Source organism: Mesorhizobium escarrei, assembly GCF_935825525.1.
Lineage (GTDB): Bacteria > Pseudomonadota > Alphaproteobacteria > Rhizobiales > Rhizobiaceae > Mesorhizobium > Mesorhizobium escarrei.
The window spans coordinates 1-15,258 of sequence record NZ_CAKXZT010000127.1; the positions used below are offsets into that span (position 1 = coordinate 1).

Below are 15,258 nucleotides of genomic sequence, written 5' to 3' on the forward strand. Positions count from 1 at the left end.
CATCACTGTGAAAAGGTACTAGTGGGGCTGTTGCACAAGGATATCGTCCTAACCATGCCGCCGTGGCGCCGCACATTCACCGGCCGCGACGAAGTGGAGCGCTTCATGACTGGCGCCTGGCCGCGTTATGAAGGCTTCCGGGCCGTGGCTGTCGTTGCAAACGGGCAGCCGGCGGCGGCCGTCTACGCCCGCCGCGACGACGGGCCGTATCTGCCGCATTCCCTGCATGTCTTGGCAGGTAGCGGAGAGATCGCCGAAGTCGTCCTGTATGCCCCGCCGCTGGGTGCGAGCCTGATTGCGGCCTTCGGCCTGCCGTCCACCGGCTCACGCATAACACCGCGTCATGATGCGGCGCAGACAGGTTTGATGTCGCGCTCGACGCCTACATCGGTCGGTCCAGGGTCCGTCAACGGCTGAGGGGTCGGGTCTGTTCACCCAGTGTCTGCTTCGGTAAAAATCGACAAGGTCGGCTCCTGGCGCGTCCCGCTAGTTCAAATATCTGAACCTCAGGAGCTCGGAAGGGTTGGTTGGGATGGAAAACGTCACTGCCACCGTTGCCTCGCACGGCTCTCATGCGTGACTAGCAGACCTATTTCAAATCGGCGATCGCAGTGTGGCCCTTGCCACGAGTCTCGGCAGACCTGTGATTTGCCGGGCTTTGCTGAAAACCCTCATAGGTTGGAATCAATCCGAGCTGGTCCAGCCATTTGACCCGCGAGCAAGTCATCACCTGAGCGCTAGGCTGATATTCGTCCGGACTGGTCATTGTGGCGGCGTGCACATGAACCTCGAGGGGCCACTTGTCGGATCGGAAATAGAGTCTCGTACCGCATGATGGGCAGAACCCCCTGAATGTTCTGGGACTACTCTCATAATGCACGACTTCGCCCGACCAGGTCAGTTGCTTGGGGCTCACACCCAGGAATGCAGTGAAAGGGGCGGAGGTGGCACGCTGACAATCGGCACAGTGGCAAACCAGGTTGCGCATGATCTGTCCGGAGCAGGTCCAGGTAACCGCTCCGCACATACAACGTCCGCTGAAATTTGCCATTGGCCCCCTGTCTCAAACCAAGGACGACGTCGTGTCCGTCACAAGCCATCTCACAATCGCCAATCGATACGCCGTTGTCGAGCATATTGGGCGACACGGCGTTAGAACGAGCCTTGTCGCTTGCGATCAAGCGTCCGCCTTGGGTCCGAATCGAGCCGTTGCGCGAAGGGCAGCTTTTGAGAAGGGCCATGAACGTCGCGAAATGGCGCGACCAAGCCGGTCGGCGCATCAGCTCGATTCGTTACAGCCAAGGAGCATTCTACGTCGCAATCGGGTGGACAGCGGGCATAGCCGGATCGCCCTTCAATGCGAAGATAGGGACCCTTTCCCGTCGTTCGGTTTTCTGAGAGCATGAGAAAGTACGCACAATCCGGGAGCCGACATTTCATGCTGACAGGAACCGACGCTAGTGAAGCGCGCCGATGGTTTGCCGAAGATCTACGTGTCTTATCGCCCGTTGTGCACAATCCTGCCATCATCGAGGCGTTCGCCAAGGTTCCGCGCGAAAAATATCTTGGTGATGGCCCGTGGCGCATTCATTCGCGATTGCAAGTCGGTACGGTCCACACGAGCCCTTCGTATGCATCCTGATGACGAGGCTGCTCTGGTATCCGAACTTTTTCACGATCCGGCTATCCTTTTCGTCGATGGCCCGCGGTGGAACGCAGTCACCCCGCACCACCCGAGACATCTCTGCTATCGGAAGCTACTGCATAATCTGGTCTCCTGAGGACCTGCCACAACTGTCGGCGAAGTTGACGGCACATGGCGATTGGTATTGCCGAGATGAGAATTCCACGATTCAATTCCTGCGATGCAAATTGACCGAAACAGTTATAGCGGAGGGCAGTTTCGCGATCTCTACGGAACCTGCGGAAGCTAAAGCCGCGGCTAACGTCGAGCGCAGGTACAAGTTGCTGTCGCGTGCAATCAAAAAACCTTCCGGAACTCGGTCGTTCAGTAGCGGAATCCGCAGCTGCCGGAAGCACCGGCCGGACCATCCTGGTCCGCAAACCCAAGTGCGCTCGACCGATCGCTATGGTTGGACCAGCGGCGATGACGTGGATGGCTGGCCACGCTGATAGACGGGTCAAGACCTTTCTCACTGGTTTTGTAGAAGGGACGATGACCGCACCGGGCTGACGCCCTTGCAGGCGATTGATGAACATTAAGTCCAGTTGATTTGCATGCGAAATGACCGAGCCGGGCCCCGGCTCCGCGGCGCCCGCGTGAGAGTCCAAATTTTGCTCCGCCGCGCGGAAATGATTGCAAAATGCCGGCCCGCCCCTCCCCTGGGTGCCGGTCATTCCCTCGGCTTTGGGTTGCGCGCGAAAGCTGGCATATCGGCATCAACCGCCGCTTGGGCTACCTGGGCCGAGCGCGGGGCATCCTCAGCCAGGAGCGTGGTCGGCCGTGTCCAACTGGTGCATGATCGGAGTTACCATAACGCCATGCATAACAATTGAACTCAGTACGGCGAAGCAGACGGTTACCCAAAGAACCGTCGCCCCCTCGAATTCAGCCTGCCCGAGTGCAAATGCGAGGTAGTAGAACGATCCAAGGCCCCGTATTCCGAAAAAAGCGATCACGGCCTTTTCGCGTGATGACGTCGGAAATCCTATTAGCCCAACCCACGCCGCGAGCGGGCGCACAACGAACAGCACCAGGGCGGTCGTGACGATCACCTGCCAACTTAAGGCGCCAAAAATCGACCCTTCTGCGATGGCTGCCCCAAAGCAGACCAGTAGGATCATCATCAGCAATCGCTCGATCTGCTCCGCGAAGTCGTGCAAGCTCTCATGATATTGGTGCTTGCGTTCGACAGACCGGAGCGCCACGGCCGCGACGAAGACTGCAAGGAAGCCATAGCCGTGCAGCATTTCGGTCGAGCCGTACGCAAGGAAGGTGATACCGAGCGCAACAAAGCCGTCTCTCGTCTCTGACAAACCCGACCGTTTGGGCAGATGAAACGTGAGGTAGCCCATAGCTTTACCGCCCAGCCACCCGATGCCAACGCCTGCGGCGATCTTCCAGAGAACATCAACGACAAGCCAGCGTGTGAAGAAAGGCTCGCCGGACGCACTGGACAGCGCAATCGCGATTGCGAGGAAGACGAACGGAAACGCCGCTCCGTCATTGAGGCCGGCCTCGGAGGTAAGAGCAAAGCGCACGTCATCCTCCTTGCCGGATTGAGGTGGACCAACCTGTATGTCGCTTGCCAGAACAGGATCAGTTGGCGCCAGAGCAGCTCCAAGCAGAAGTGCGGCGGCAAGACCAAGCCCGAGAATTGACCAGCCGAGAAATGTAATTCCTGCGATCGTCAGAGGCATGGCGATGCCGAGGAGGCGGAATGACGACTCCCAACCCCGCCAACTCACTGGCCGGTCCAGCTTCAGCCCTGCCCCCATAAGGGCGACGATGATAACCAACTCCGTGATGCGTTCGGTTAGTATCCGGTTCTCAAGTGGGTTCACCCCGACGAGCGGAGAGAATGGTGACCAGACCAAAAGAACCCCGATTCCGATGCAAACCATTGGCAGCGAAAGAGGAAGCTTCCTGAGAAACAGGGGTAGCCAGGCGGTAACGAGCACGATTGCTCCAAAAACCGCCAAGAGGAGGGCATCGGACTGCATGTGGGCTTAGACCGTTGAACGCATGTTCGAAGCGCCAACCTGCTTCCGACCCGAGCACAAACAGGAATCTCTCCTCATCCAATATTCGCCCGCCATATGCTTCCCCAGCGCGTCGCTCGACCGACGCCATCGTAACACGGACATGGAGCCGCTGTCCGCGCTTAAGGGCAGATCAGCCTCCTATAGTAGTGGGTAAGCAAATTGCAAACTGTGTTTGCATTTGCACACACTGGTCAACAGCAAGATGGCGGGCGCGGTCACCTGGGACCGGGTCGCCACACAAGCGGCAAGGGCGTTCGGCTCGCGCAATTGAGCCCGCCCAACTTGGCGCCTTCGCACGGTTTGCCGAGGCCGAGGCAATGATCATTGTCCAAGAGTTCACCGTCGTCGAAACCGCGGGTTTAGCCAAGCTGAGCGGCGATCGGCGGCCTACATGCTGAGGCGCTATCGTGGCTTATGCCTTCTCAAAATCGTTGTCTCGTTGGGCAGCGAAAGTTCGAGCAGGATTGATCCGTCCGCCGCAGATTAACTCATCGGCCATACGATCATGAGCATCGGCACGGCAACAATGACGACGAGGAACGATAGCGGCAGCCCCAGGCGTGGATAGTCGCTGAAACGGTAGCCGCCCGGTCCCATGACGAGCGTGTTGCACTGGTGGCCTATCGGGGTGAGGAAATCGCAGCCGGCGCCAATCGCGACCGCCATCAGAAATGCTTCCGGCCTGTAGCCGAGATCGCCAGCAAACTCGGCCGCGATAGGCGCCATGACCAGAACGGTGGCGGCATTGTTGAGGAATGGCGTCACGGCCATCGCGGCGACAAGGATGAGCATCAATGCGCCGGTCGCCGGAAGAATGGTCCCCAGTTTGGCAAGCTCGCCGGCAATTACCCCTGTCGCCCCCGTGCTGCGTAGCGAATCGCTGACTGGAATGAGAACGGCGAGCATGACGAGGATTGGACCGTCCAGCGATTGGTAGACGTCTCGGACCGGGATGACCCTGAAAAGCACCATCCCGACCGCGGCCGCAAAGAAAGCGACGGAGACCGGGAGCAGCCCGAACGCAGTCGCCAGCATGGCGAGAGCAAGGATGATTACCGGCACGATACCCTTGCGGACGCTGCCAAGCAGGATAGCCCTTTCTGCCAGCGGCAAGCAGCCGAGTTCGCGCAGTATCTCGGGTATCGTCGCTGCATTGCCCTGCAGCACCACGACGTCGCCCAGCCTCAGCTGGACTTCGGCCAGCCTGCGGTCGAGGCGCTCGCCGTGACGGCTGACAGCCAGGAGGTTGACATTGAAGCGGTGATAGAGGGCAAGACGCTGGGCTGTCCAGCCGATCAAAGGGGAGCTTTCACCGATGACGGCTTCGATAGCGACCAGCTCGCTGGTCGTGTCGTCCCCGCTGGCCCTGTTGCCCGTAACGCTGAGCTTGCCCTGGGAGACAAGGCGATCCAGCGCCTCTGGGTCGCCCTCGAGCAGCAGAATGTCGTTCACTTTGAGGACAACGTCGGGCAGTGGCGTCATCCGCATGGTCCGGTTGCGCAGGATCGACGTCACGACAACATCGCCGCCAGAAAGCTTAATGAGGTCTGCGACGGTTTTCCCGAGCACCGTCGAATCGCGGACAATTCGGGCCTCTGTCAGGTAATTCTTGATGTTGATGGCTTCATTCACCGACCCGCCCAGCTTTTCGCGCACCGGTAACAGCCAATAAAAAAACACCAGGAAGATCGTTCCGGCGGCGGCCAGGGCGGCTCCAACAGGTGTAAAGTCGAACATCGTGAAGGCGGTGCCGGTCAGTTCCTCCCGCACACGGGACACAACGATATTGGGAGATGTTCCCACCTGCGTCATGAGTCCACCGAGCAGTGACCCGAACGCCATAGGCATCAGGAATATCGAGGGTGAAATGCTCGACCGGCGCGCGAACTGGAAGGCTATCGGGATCATGATAGCGAGCGCGCCGATGTTCTTTACAAAGGCAGACAGGATCGTAACCACGATCACCAGCAGCGCCAGTTGCGAGCGAACGCCCGATAAGTTCGGGGCGAAGCGCTTGATGGTAACTTCCATGATGCCCGAGCGTGCTATGCCTGCGCTCACCAGCAGGGCACTGCCGACGATGACCACGATATCGTCACTGAACCCGCTGAAGGCTTGGTCGAAAGGCACGATGCCGACCGCGAGTGCAAGCAACAGTGCCGCAGCTGCGACCAGATCATATCGATACCGACCCCATACGAGCGCCGCCATCATTATGAAGATAACGGCGAACGACAGAATTTGCGGCATGGTCATGTTGCGGATGCCCCCGGCCACTCATGCAACTGATCAGAACGGCCAAACCGCCCTTTTGTTGCTTTCGCTGGTCAGGGCTTTGCTAGCACGGTTCCGTACTTGCCAAGCCCATGTCGAGCAATGTTCCTGGCTCATGGAGCCATGATCCTGGTAGCATTGCATCAAGGCGCGCGATCGGTCAGCGCGCTTGCACCTTCCTCCGCGGCGCAATGGGCGCAGCAGTAGATGATGTCATCTTGTTCGACACCATGTCCGATGATCCGGCACCCGCAATGCGGGCAGAGCGGCGCAAGTTTCTGGATCGCGCATTCGAAGCTGTCGAACGTATAGGTTTCCTCAGCCAGCTTCACTTCGAAAGCCTTGTCGTAGTCATTGCCGCATTGATCGCATCTGGCCATAGTTCTTTTCCTTCTTCTTCATTGGCTCAAGCTCGACCAACCCGCCGCATGGCGATAGGTTCCCGTCAGGTTCGTGGAGGAGTCCGAGCAGCCTCACGCGCGCCGTTCGATCAAGCGGATCACCTCCTCGATGCCCCGCGGCGCGATGTCGATTTCCTTCAGGCCCGGCGCGCCGATTGCTGCCACATTGTCGTGCCGCATAAGATCGACCTGGTTGCGCGTTATCGGCGCTCCCGGAAGGAGTTCTGCGACGCCGGCCAAGGCGTCCCACGCCGCAAACGGCACCGGCATCAGCCTGATGTGGGTACCGAGCTGTCGGGCGATCTCCCGCAGCAGTTCCCTATAGGTGTAGATGCGCGGGCCGCCGAATTCGAATATCGATGAACCCTTGTGGTTTCGGCCGTCGATCAGCCGGCTGACTGCGTCTGCGACGTCTTCCACATAGACCGGCTGAAGCCGTGTGCTACCATCGCCGAACAGCGGATAGACCGGCAGGAGACGTATCAGCCGCACAATCGTCGTGAGGAAAACGTCATCAGGTCCCGTCATGACGGCGGGACGCACAATGATGGCGCCGGGAAATGCGCTCGCCACCGCCTCTTCTCCGCGGCCACGTGCGCTAATATAATTCGAATCCGATTGAGGATCGGAGCCGATCCCCGAAATCTGGACCAACCGGTCGACCTCGCCGGCGCGCGACGCAGCGGCGAGATCAGCTGCGGCTTCCACATGCACGCGCTCAAACGTCTGGGCGCCCTGCTCGACGTAGAGACTGACGGCGTTCACGATCACCTGTGATCCGGCAATCGCCGAGCCGATCGAGGACGCATCCAATATGTCCGCCTCGACGGCTTCTGGCATCCTTGCAGTCGAAGAAAAGACCGGGCCCACACGAGCCGGGTGGCGGGATGCGGCGCGGACTGTGTAACCCGTTTCCAGGAGCCGCTTCACGATCCGGCGCCCGAGAAAGCCTGTCCCGCCGAACACGGTGACGATCCGTTCTGCGTTGAGATCGTCAGGATCCATCTGCCTCGCCATCCCTTGTTTCGCGTGCCCGCGGAGCGCCTGCCGCGAGGATTGCCTCTGGCCGGCGTATGAACCAGCCCCTTCGAACATCGGGACGGTTGGAGAACAACGCAGGAACGCTTTTTGTTCCAGTCGGCGCCGGGTTCGATCGAGGGATGGCCGATGTCGCTGTGGACGGCAAGTGTTTGACGCTGGGTTGCTTTATCCCGTGCTATCAAAAACCGATCGAGGCCCGGCTAGGTCGAAATTGACAGATCACCACTTGCAAATCGGTCGCGGCTGCCTTTTGCTCGCGCGACAGTTGTCCCATGACTGTTGAATGGTTGGCGAACGGATGAACAAAATCGATCGGCGACGGCCGGAGTCCGAAACGGACGCCACCGTAAATGCCGCGCGGCTTGGAACGCGGTTGCGCCTCGCCCGGCAGACACGGGGCATGACGCTGAAGGCGCTGGCGACAGCTGCGAACTGCTCTGAAAGCCTTTTGTCCAAGATCGAGAACGGCAAGGCTTCGCCATCCCTGCCCATGCTTCACCGTCTGGTCGAAGTTCTGGAGACCAATATCGGCTGGATGTTCGAACAGGTCGACGACGACGAGGCGATTGTGTTCCGCGCAGGCGCGCGGCCATTGATCTCGCTCGACGCGCTGAGGCGCGGCGAGGGCATCTCGCTCGAACGCATCATTCCATATTCGCCCGGACACCTGTTGCAGTGCAACATCCATCATATCGAGGCGGACGGCGAGAGCGAAGGTCCCATCCAGCATGTCGGCGAGGAAGTCGGCTACGTGCTTGCCGGCCGGATAAAGCTGATCGTCGATGGCAAGAGCCATGATCTCGCCACCGGCGATGCGTTCGTGTTCAGGTCGGAGCTGCCGCATCATTACCGCAACATCGGCAAGGAGAGAGCCAGCATTTTTTGGGTCAACACGCCAGCGACCTTCTGACGGGCGTTGTGAGATCAAATTCGTTGACAAGTATTCAAGTCTCTTGAATGTTTGCCTTGTGCTGTAGCACCAATGGGCCAGCCGAACAGGTTTGGCCCGCAAGCAAGGGGAACCGTAAATGCGTCCGTTCAAACTTCTCTTCCGTTGCGCCGCCGTCTTGGCCATCTGCTCGACAGCGATGGGATCGGCGTTCGCCGATACGTTCGCTCTCGTCAACATCAACCAGCAGGCCCTGTTCTTCAACCAGATCAACGAGGGCGCACAGAAGGCGGCCGACGCCGCCGGCGCCAAGCTGGTCATCTTCAATGCCAACAACGTGCCGAGCGCGCAAAATGACGCGATCGAGAACTACATCACACAAAAAGTCGACGGCATCATTCTGGTCGCCATCGACGTCAACGGGGTCAAGCCTGCTATCACCGCCGCGAAGGCGGCCGGCATCCCGGTGATCGCCATTGACGCGCAGATACCTGACGGCGACAACGTTGCGTTCATCGGTGTCGACAACGCCAAGGCCGGCGAGGATATCGGCAAATTCTATGCAGACTATGTGAAGTCGGAGATGGGCGGCACTGCCAAGATCGGCATTGTCGGCGCGCTCAATTCGTTCATCCAGAACCAGCGGCTCGACGGCTTCAAGAAGGCGGTCACTGACAGCGGCCTGGCGATCACCTTCCTCGACACGGTCGACGGCCAGAATGTTCAGGAGACCGCGATGAGCGCTTCGGAGAATTTGATGACCGCCAATCCGGACATGACGACGCTATATGCGACCGGCGAGCCGGCGTTGCTCGGCGCTGTTTCGGCCGTAACCAGCCAAGGCCGCACCGGCGACGTCAAGGTGTTCGGCTGGGACCTGACCAAGCAGGTCGTTCAGGGCATTGACGATGGTTGGGTGGTGGCGGTCGTCCAGCAGGACCCGGCCGGCGAAGGCAAGGCCGCTGTCGAAGCATTGGTCAAGCTCAAGAAGGGCGAAACGGTCGAGCCAATCATCAACATTCCGGTGACGATCGTGACCAAGGACAATGTCGAACAATACCGCCCGATGTTCCAGTAGCCTGCATGATGACCCATCCGCGGCGCCGCGAAGGACTACGCCGCGGATGCTTTGCTAATCCGTGGATCCAACATGAGCAGTGGCGAGACCTATCGGGTGCGGATGAGCGGCATCTCAAAGCGCTACAACGCCATTCAGACGCTCGATGACGTGTCGCTGGTGCTGAGGCCGGGCGAGGTCCTGGGGCTTGTCGGCGACAATGGCGCGGGAAAGTCGACGTTGAGCAAGGTGCTGTCGGGGGCGGTGGTTCCCGATGCCGGCACGATCGAGATCGATGGCATGCCGGTGACCTTCAGCTCGCCGGCGGAGGCGCGTGCGGCGCGCGTCGAGATGGTCTATCAGGATCTTTCGCTCTGCGACACGGTCGACGTCGCCGGCAATCTCTTTCTCGGCCGCGAGCCGCGCCGCCGCATCGCCGGCATTTCCTTTCTCGACAAGAAGCGCATGCACGAGCAAACGCGTCAGATGCTCGACCGTCTCGGCATCGTTATCGCCGACACGCGGCTCAAGGTCGAAAACCTGTCCGGCGGACAGCGACAGTCGATCGCGATCGGCCGCGCCGCTTCCTTCGAGCCGTCCGTGCTGATCATGGATGAGCCGACGGCAGCGCTTGCTGTCGCCGAGGTCGAGGCGGTGCTCGACCTGATCCGCACCGTGAGCGCCCGCGGCGTCAGTGTCATCCTGATCACCCACCGCCTTCAGGATCTGTTCCTCGTATGCGACCGCATCCAGGTCATGTACGAAGGACGCAACGTCGCCGAGCGGCTGATCGGCGAAACCAACATCGAGGATGTCGTCAACCTGATCGTCGGCCGCAAATTCAACGCTCGTTCCGCCACCAACGCCTATCGCGATGGAGCGCCAGCATGAGCGAGGTGACTTCGACCCGTTCCGCGCAGTCTCGAAGGGTCCGCGAATCCACATGGCGAGATGCGGTGCTCGCCAACGGCAGCGTCGTGTCGATCGCGCTGTTCTTTCTGGCCGTTTGCGTCATCTTCTCGGTGGCGACGGACGCCTTTCTGACGTCGCCCAACCTGCTGAACATCCTGCGGCAGTCGGCACCGCTGCTGATCGTCGCCGCGGCGATGACCTTCGTCATCACCACCGGCGGCATCGACCTTTCGGTCGGCTCCGTGCTGGCACTGGTGGCAACCTTGTCGGCGACATTGCTGCAGCTGGGCCTGCCATGGCCGCTGGTCATCCTCGCCATGCTTGCGCTGGGCGCCTTGCTTGGCGCGGTGCAGGGCTATTTCGTCGCTTATGAGGGCATCCCGGCCTTCATCGTCACGCTTGCCGGGCTTTCGGTGATCCGTGGCGTGGCGCTGCTGATCACCGGCGGCTACTCGATCCCCATCGAGCCGGGAAGCCCTTTCACGGTGCTGGGCCGCGCCTGGCTGCTTGGCGTGCCGGCGCCGGCGCTGATCGCGCTGGCGATCCTCGCGATCGCCTATATCGCCTTCAACGAGACGCCGTTCGGCCGCTACGTGACCGGCATTGGCGCCAACGCCGAAGCGGTCAGGCGCGCCGGCGTCAACACACGGCTGACGACGCTTTTCGTTTACGTGATTTCCGCCGCCGCAGCATCACTTGCGGGGATCATCATTGCTGCCCGGCTCGGATCCGGATCGTCGAATGCCGGGCAGGGTTTTGAGCTCGAAGTCATCGCTGCCGTCGTGCTTGGCGGCACCAGTCTGTTCGGCGGCCGCGGAACGATCGTCGGCACGGTGCTCGGCGCGCTTACGGTGGCCGTCATCGGCAACGGCCTGATCCTGGCGCATCTGTCGCCATTCCTGACGCCGATCGTCACCGGAACGATCATCCTGATCGCCATCTGGCTCAACTTTCGCCTGTTCCGCGGCGCCGTGCGGAGCCGTTGAGCCCATGAGTGATCTCTTCCATGAGTGATCTTTTCGATGACGCTCCCAGGCAGCGGCTGGCGATCGGAGTCGAAACCGGTCATGTGATGACCGTGCTCGGCCCGGTTCCGGTCGAAGAAATGGGCGTCACGCTGATGCACGAGCACATCTTGCTCGACGGCGCGCGCACCTGGAAATGCCCCTGTCATCCCGACGACATGGCGCTCGCCGAGCAGCCGGTGAACATCGAGATCATCGGCGAATTGCGCATGAACCCTTACGTCAACCGCGACAATGTTTCGCTCGACGACAGTGACCTGGCGCTGTCTGAGCTGCAACGCTATCGCGCACTCGGCGGCCATACCGTCGTCGACGCGACCAATATCGGCATCGGCCGCGAGCCGGAAAAGCTCGCCCGCATCAGCCGCATGTCCGGCCTGAAGATCGTCATGGGCACCGGCTTCTATCTGGAGCACACCCATCCCGAATGGCTGAAGGCGATGGATGTCGACGCGGTGACCGAGTTCATCGTCACCGACGTCGGTGGCGGCGAGACGCAGCCGCCGATCCTGGCCGGCCTGATCGGCGAGATCGGCGTCAGCAAGGACTTTACTTCAGAGGAACGAAAGTCGCTGCGAGCTTCCGCAAGAGCCTCGCGCATCACCGGCGTGCCGCTGTCAATCCATTTGCCCGGCTGGGAGCGGCTGGCGCACGATGTGCTCGATGTCGTGGAGGCCGAGGGCGCCGATCTTCGCCACACGGTGCTCTGCCACATGAACCCCAGCCACAATGACCTCGACTATCAGACAAGCCTCGCCCGGCGCGGCGCGTTCTTGGAATACGACATGATCGGCATGGATTATTATTATGCCGATCAGGACGCGCAATCGCCGTCCGACGAAGAGAATGCGCGGGCAATCGCGGCACTTGTCGAGGCCGGCTTCGGCGACCGCCTGCTGCTGTCGCAGGATGTGTTCCTCAAGATCATGCTGACCCGCTTCGGCGGTTTCGGCTACGGCTACATCCTCAAGCACTTCATACCGCGCCTGAAACGCCATGGCGTCGAGCAGCCAGCCATCGACCGCATGCTGATCGCCAATCCGAAGGCCGTGTTCGCGCGGCAGAACTAAGCGGCCCGAACTTACGGCTCAGACTTACGACGGAGTTCAAATGTCCAAGAAAAAGATCCTGCTTGCCGGTGAATCCTGGGTGTCGACCGCCACCCATATCAAGGGCTTCGACCAGTTTCCCACGGTCACCTACCACACCGGCGCCGACGAATTGCTGACGGCCCTGAAAGCGACCGACTTCGACGTGACCTTCATGCCGGCGCATGAGGCACAGCGCAGCTTTCCGCAAACAATGGGGGCGCTTTCGGCCTATGACGCGGTGGTGCTCTCCGACATCGGCGCCAATACGCTGCTTCTGCATCCCGACACCTGGGTTCACTCAAAGCCGACGCCGAACCGCTTGCGCCTGCTGCGCGATTACGTGCGCGACGGCGGCGGGCTTTTGATGTTCGGCGGCTACTATAGCTTCCAGGGCATCAATGGCGGCGCGCGCTATCGGAAGACGCCGGTCGAGGAGGTGCTGCCGGTGAACTGCCTCGCGTTCGACGACCGCGTCGAGGTGCCGGAAGGGTTTTCGCCTGTCCTGAAAGGCTCCTCGGACCATCCGATCCTGAAGGGTCTCGGTTCGGATTGGCCAGTCCTGCTCGGCTTCAACGAGGTGACGCCGAAAGACGGGGCGGAAGTTCTGGCAACAGTGTCGTCAGACTACGGATCGCTGCCACTGCTCGTCACCGGCCACTATGGCAAGGGCCGCACTGTGGCCTGGACGTCCGATGTCGGGCCGCATTGGCTGCCACCGGAGTTCATCGCCTGGAACGGCTACAAAACCCTGTTCGAACAGATGCTGAGCTGGGCGACGGGTGAGAGCTGAGCGATGCATGTCCATGTCGTCGGCAATGCCTGCGTCGACACGACGTTTCGCGTCGGCCGCTTCCCTGCCGCCGGTGAGACTTTGAACGCCTCCAGCTACGCCGATGGCCTCGGCGGCAAGGGAGCAAACCAGGCGGTTGCGGCCGCGCGCACCGGTGTTGCGGTAACGTTTTGGACGGCGCTCGGCAAGGACCGCGCAGGCACATGGATAAGGAGCCGCCTCGACAGGGAGTTGTCTGACCTCGAGGCGATTGAATTCGACCTGCCAAGCGACCGCTCGACCATCGTCATTGAGGCCAGCGGCGAGAACTTCATCGTGAGCGGCGTCGCCTGCAGCGAGGCGTTCGATCCGATCGCGCAAACCGCATTTGCGCGCCGGATCGCGTTTGGCGACATCGTAGTCTGCCAAGGAAACCTGCGGGGCGCCGCGACGGATGCCTGCCTGCAGGCAGCACAAGAAAATGGCGCGCGCACCGTCCTCAACGTCAGCCCTATCGATGCGGCGGCTCTGCCTGATTTCGGTATGGCAGAGGTGTTGGTGGTGAATCAATCCGAGGCGAAAGCGCTGACCGGCCAGGATGACATGTCAGCCGCCGCCGACGCGCTTGCGGCCAAAGGGGCCGGGACAGTCGTGATCACCCTTGGTGCGGAAGGCTGTCTCGTGCTTGGCCCGGGCCAGGGAGGATCGTTTCGTTTGCCGGCACCACATGTCGAGGCGCTCGACACCAGCGGCGCCGGCGATGTGTTTTGCGGGTGTCTGGCCGGCGGGCTTGCCCAGGGCATGTCGGTTACCTCAGGACTGAAATTCGCGCTCGCGGCTGCGGCAATTGCGGTGACTCGCCCGGGCACACTGATATCCTGTCCTTCCGCGTCTGAAATGGCGGCGCTCATCAATCAAACGGAGCTCTCATGACCCAACTCGGTCAATCAGGCGGCGACGCGCTCGTAGAACTTTTCGGCCGCACCAAGGTGGTGATCGGCGTCGTTCATCTTGCGCCGCTTCCGGGCGCGCCGCGCTATGACGGCGAGGCGGTCGAGGCTATTTATCAGCGCGGGCTCGATGATGCGAGATCCTATCTCGATGGCGGATGCGACGGCGTGATCGTCGAGAACCATGGCGACATCCCCTTTGCCAAACCTGACGATGTCGGACCGGAGACAGCGGCCTATATGGCGGTCGTTTCCGACCGTATTCGCCGCGAGCTCGGCAAGCCGGTCGGCATCAATGTGCTCGCAAACGCCGCGATCCCGGCCTTAGCGATCGCCAGTGCCGCCGGCGCGGGTTTCATCCGCGTCAATCAATGGGCGAATGCCTATGTCGCCAATGAGGGCTTTGTCGAGGGGGAGTCGGGGCGCGCGGCCCGCTACCGCGCCAGGCTGCGCGCCAACGGCATCCGTGTTTTCGCCGATGCCCATGTCAAACACGGCGCGCATGCAATCGTTGCCGACCGCCCGGTGCAGGAACTGGTCAAGGATCTGGTCTTCTTCGACGCCGACGCCATCATTGCGACCGGTCAACGCACCGGGCACGCTGCGGATCTGAGCTATATCAGCATCATCAAAGAGGCCGCCGGCCTACCGACGCTGGTCGGCAGCGGCGTGACGCCCGACAATGCCAACGATATCCTCGGCATCGTCGATGGGATCATCATCGCCAGTGCGCTGAAGCATGACGGCGTCTGGTGGAACCAGGTCGACCCGGCCCGAGTAAAGACCTTCATGGCCGGGCTGAGGCGATGATCGAGCGGGACTGGAGCGAAGTTGCGGCCTTGGGCCGCAAACGCGGAGACCCGCAGGCGACGACCCGCAGGCCGCAGTCACCTTGTCGTTGATCCCGCAGCCCATTCGGACCGATACCAGTCGACGAATTTCTTCAGCCCATCTTCGATCGAAACGCTCGGCTTGAAGCCGAAATCGCGCTCCAGCGCCGTCATGTCGGCACAGGTCCGCTCGACATCGCTGCTCTGCATCGGCTCGCTGTGGCGGATCGCTTTTACGCCGAGCAGTTTTTCCAGAGTGTCGATGAAATCGCCCAGCCGCACCGGCCGGTTGT

General features: G+C 61.0%; 15 protein-coding genes and 2 pseudogenes. 11 read left to right on the forward strand and 6 right to left on the reverse strand.

Annotated features, from left to right (window positions below; genetic code table 11):
- Positions 1–417, forward strand: a pseudogene (locus tag NMG80_RS17365) (hypothetical protein); the annotation flags it as partial.
- 172 nt (positions 418–589) lie between these two features.
- Here the strand turns inward: NMG80_RS17365 and NMG80_RS17370 are convergent.
- Positions 590–1,051: a GFA family protein gene (locus tag NMG80_RS17370; RefSeq protein ID WP_367185966.1), complete on the reverse strand. Its 462-nt coding sequence runs from the start codon at positions 1,049–1,051 to the stop codon at positions 590–592.
- Between the two features lie 387 nt (positions 1,052–1,438).
- On the opposite strand from NMG80_RS17370, the gene NMG80_RS17375 reads away from it, so the two are divergent.
- Complete coding sequence (locus NMG80_RS17375) at positions 1,439–1,642, forward strand: hypothetical protein (protein ID WP_254019224.1); 204 nt, start codon at positions 1,439–1,441, stop codon at positions 1,640–1,642.
- Positions 1,643–1,698: 56 nt separating this feature from the next.
- Entirely contained in the window at positions 1,699–2,133 is a 435-nt protein-coding gene (locus NMG80_RS38160; protein ID WP_495664010.1) for a DUF8467 domain-containing protein, read from the forward strand.
- Positions 2,134–2,442: 309 nt separating this feature from the next.
- On the opposite strand, the gene NMG80_RS17380 is transcribed toward NMG80_RS38160, so the two are convergent.
- The 4 genes from NMG80_RS17380 to NMG80_RS17395 form a co-directional block, all read right to left on the reverse strand.
- Entirely contained in the window at positions 2,443–3,642 is a 1,200-nt protein-coding gene (locus tag NMG80_RS17380) for a cation:proton antiporter (protein WP_436798631.1), read from the reverse strand.
- A 567-nt stretch (positions 3,643–4,209) separates the two neighbouring features.
- Positions 4,210–5,982 (reverse strand): SLC13 family permease, encoded by a 1,773-nt coding sequence (locus NMG80_RS17385; protein WP_254019226.1) that lies wholly within the window; start codon positions 5,980–5,982, stop codon positions 4,210–4,212.
- A 161-nt stretch (positions 5,983–6,143) separates the two neighbouring features.
- Entirely contained in the window at positions 6,144–6,380 is a 237-nt protein-coding gene (locus tag NMG80_RS17390) for a metallothionein (protein ID WP_077381301.1), read from the reverse strand.
- A gap of 93 nt (positions 6,381–6,473) precedes the next feature.
- Positions 6,474–7,406: a complex I NDUFA9 subunit family protein gene (locus tag NMG80_RS17395; RefSeq protein WP_254019227.1), complete on the reverse strand. Its 933-nt coding sequence runs from the start codon at positions 7,404–7,406 to the stop codon at positions 6,474–6,476.
- Positions 7,407–7,740: 334 nt separating this feature from the next.
- Here NMG80_RS17395 and NMG80_RS17400 point away from each other — a divergent pair, with 334 nt between their 5' ends.
- The 8 genes from NMG80_RS17400 (at position 7,741) to NMG80_RS17435 (ending at position 14,945) form a co-directional block, all read left to right on the forward strand.
- Entirely contained in the window at positions 7,741–8,352 is a 612-nt protein-coding gene (locus NMG80_RS17400; protein WP_254019228.1) for a cupin domain-containing protein, read from the forward strand.
- A 118-nt stretch (positions 8,353–8,470) separates the two neighbouring features.
- Complete coding sequence (locus NMG80_RS17405; protein ID WP_254019229.1) at positions 8,471–9,409, forward strand: ABC transporter substrate-binding protein; 939 nt, start codon at positions 8,471–8,473, stop codon at positions 9,407–9,409.
- Between the two features lie 72 nt (positions 9,410–9,481).
- Entirely contained in the window at positions 9,482–10,279 is a 798-nt protein-coding gene (locus NMG80_RS17410; RefSeq protein ID WP_254019230.1) for an ATP-binding cassette domain-containing protein, read from the forward strand.
- Complete coding sequence (locus NMG80_RS17415) at positions 10,276–11,286, forward strand: ABC transporter permease (RefSeq protein WP_254019231.1); 1,011 nt, start codon at positions 10,276–10,278, stop codon at positions 11,284–11,286. The genes NMG80_RS17410 and NMG80_RS17415 overlap by 4 nt, the downstream gene beginning before the upstream one ends.
- Positions 11,287–11,306: 20 nt before the next feature.
- Positions 11,307–12,395, forward strand: coding sequence for a phosphotriesterase family protein (locus NMG80_RS17420; protein ID WP_254019232.1), 1,089 nt, complete (start codon positions 11,307–11,309; stop codon positions 12,393–12,395).
- Between the two features lie 40 nt (positions 12,396–12,435).
- On the forward strand, positions 12,436–13,206 hold the full coding sequence (locus NMG80_RS17425; protein WP_254019233.1) for a glutamine amidotransferase: 771 nt from the start codon (positions 12,436–12,438) through the stop codon (positions 13,204–13,206).
- 3 nt (positions 13,207–13,209) lie between these two features.
- Entirely contained in the window at positions 13,210–14,118 is a 909-nt protein-coding gene (locus tag NMG80_RS17430) for a ribokinase (RefSeq protein WP_254019234.1), read from the forward strand.
- A complete protein-coding gene (locus NMG80_RS17435; RefSeq protein ID WP_254019235.1) occupies positions 14,115–14,945 on the forward strand; it encodes a BtpA/SgcQ family protein in 831 nt (276 codons plus the stop codon). Before NMG80_RS17430 ends, NMG80_RS17435 begins: the two co-directional genes overlap by 4 nt.
- A 77-nt stretch (positions 14,946–15,022) precedes the next feature.
- On the opposite strand, the pseudogene NMG80_RS17440 reads toward NMG80_RS17435, so the two are convergent.
- Positions 15,023–15,258 (reverse strand): annotated as a pseudogene (locus NMG80_RS17440) (protein CapI); the annotation flags it as partial.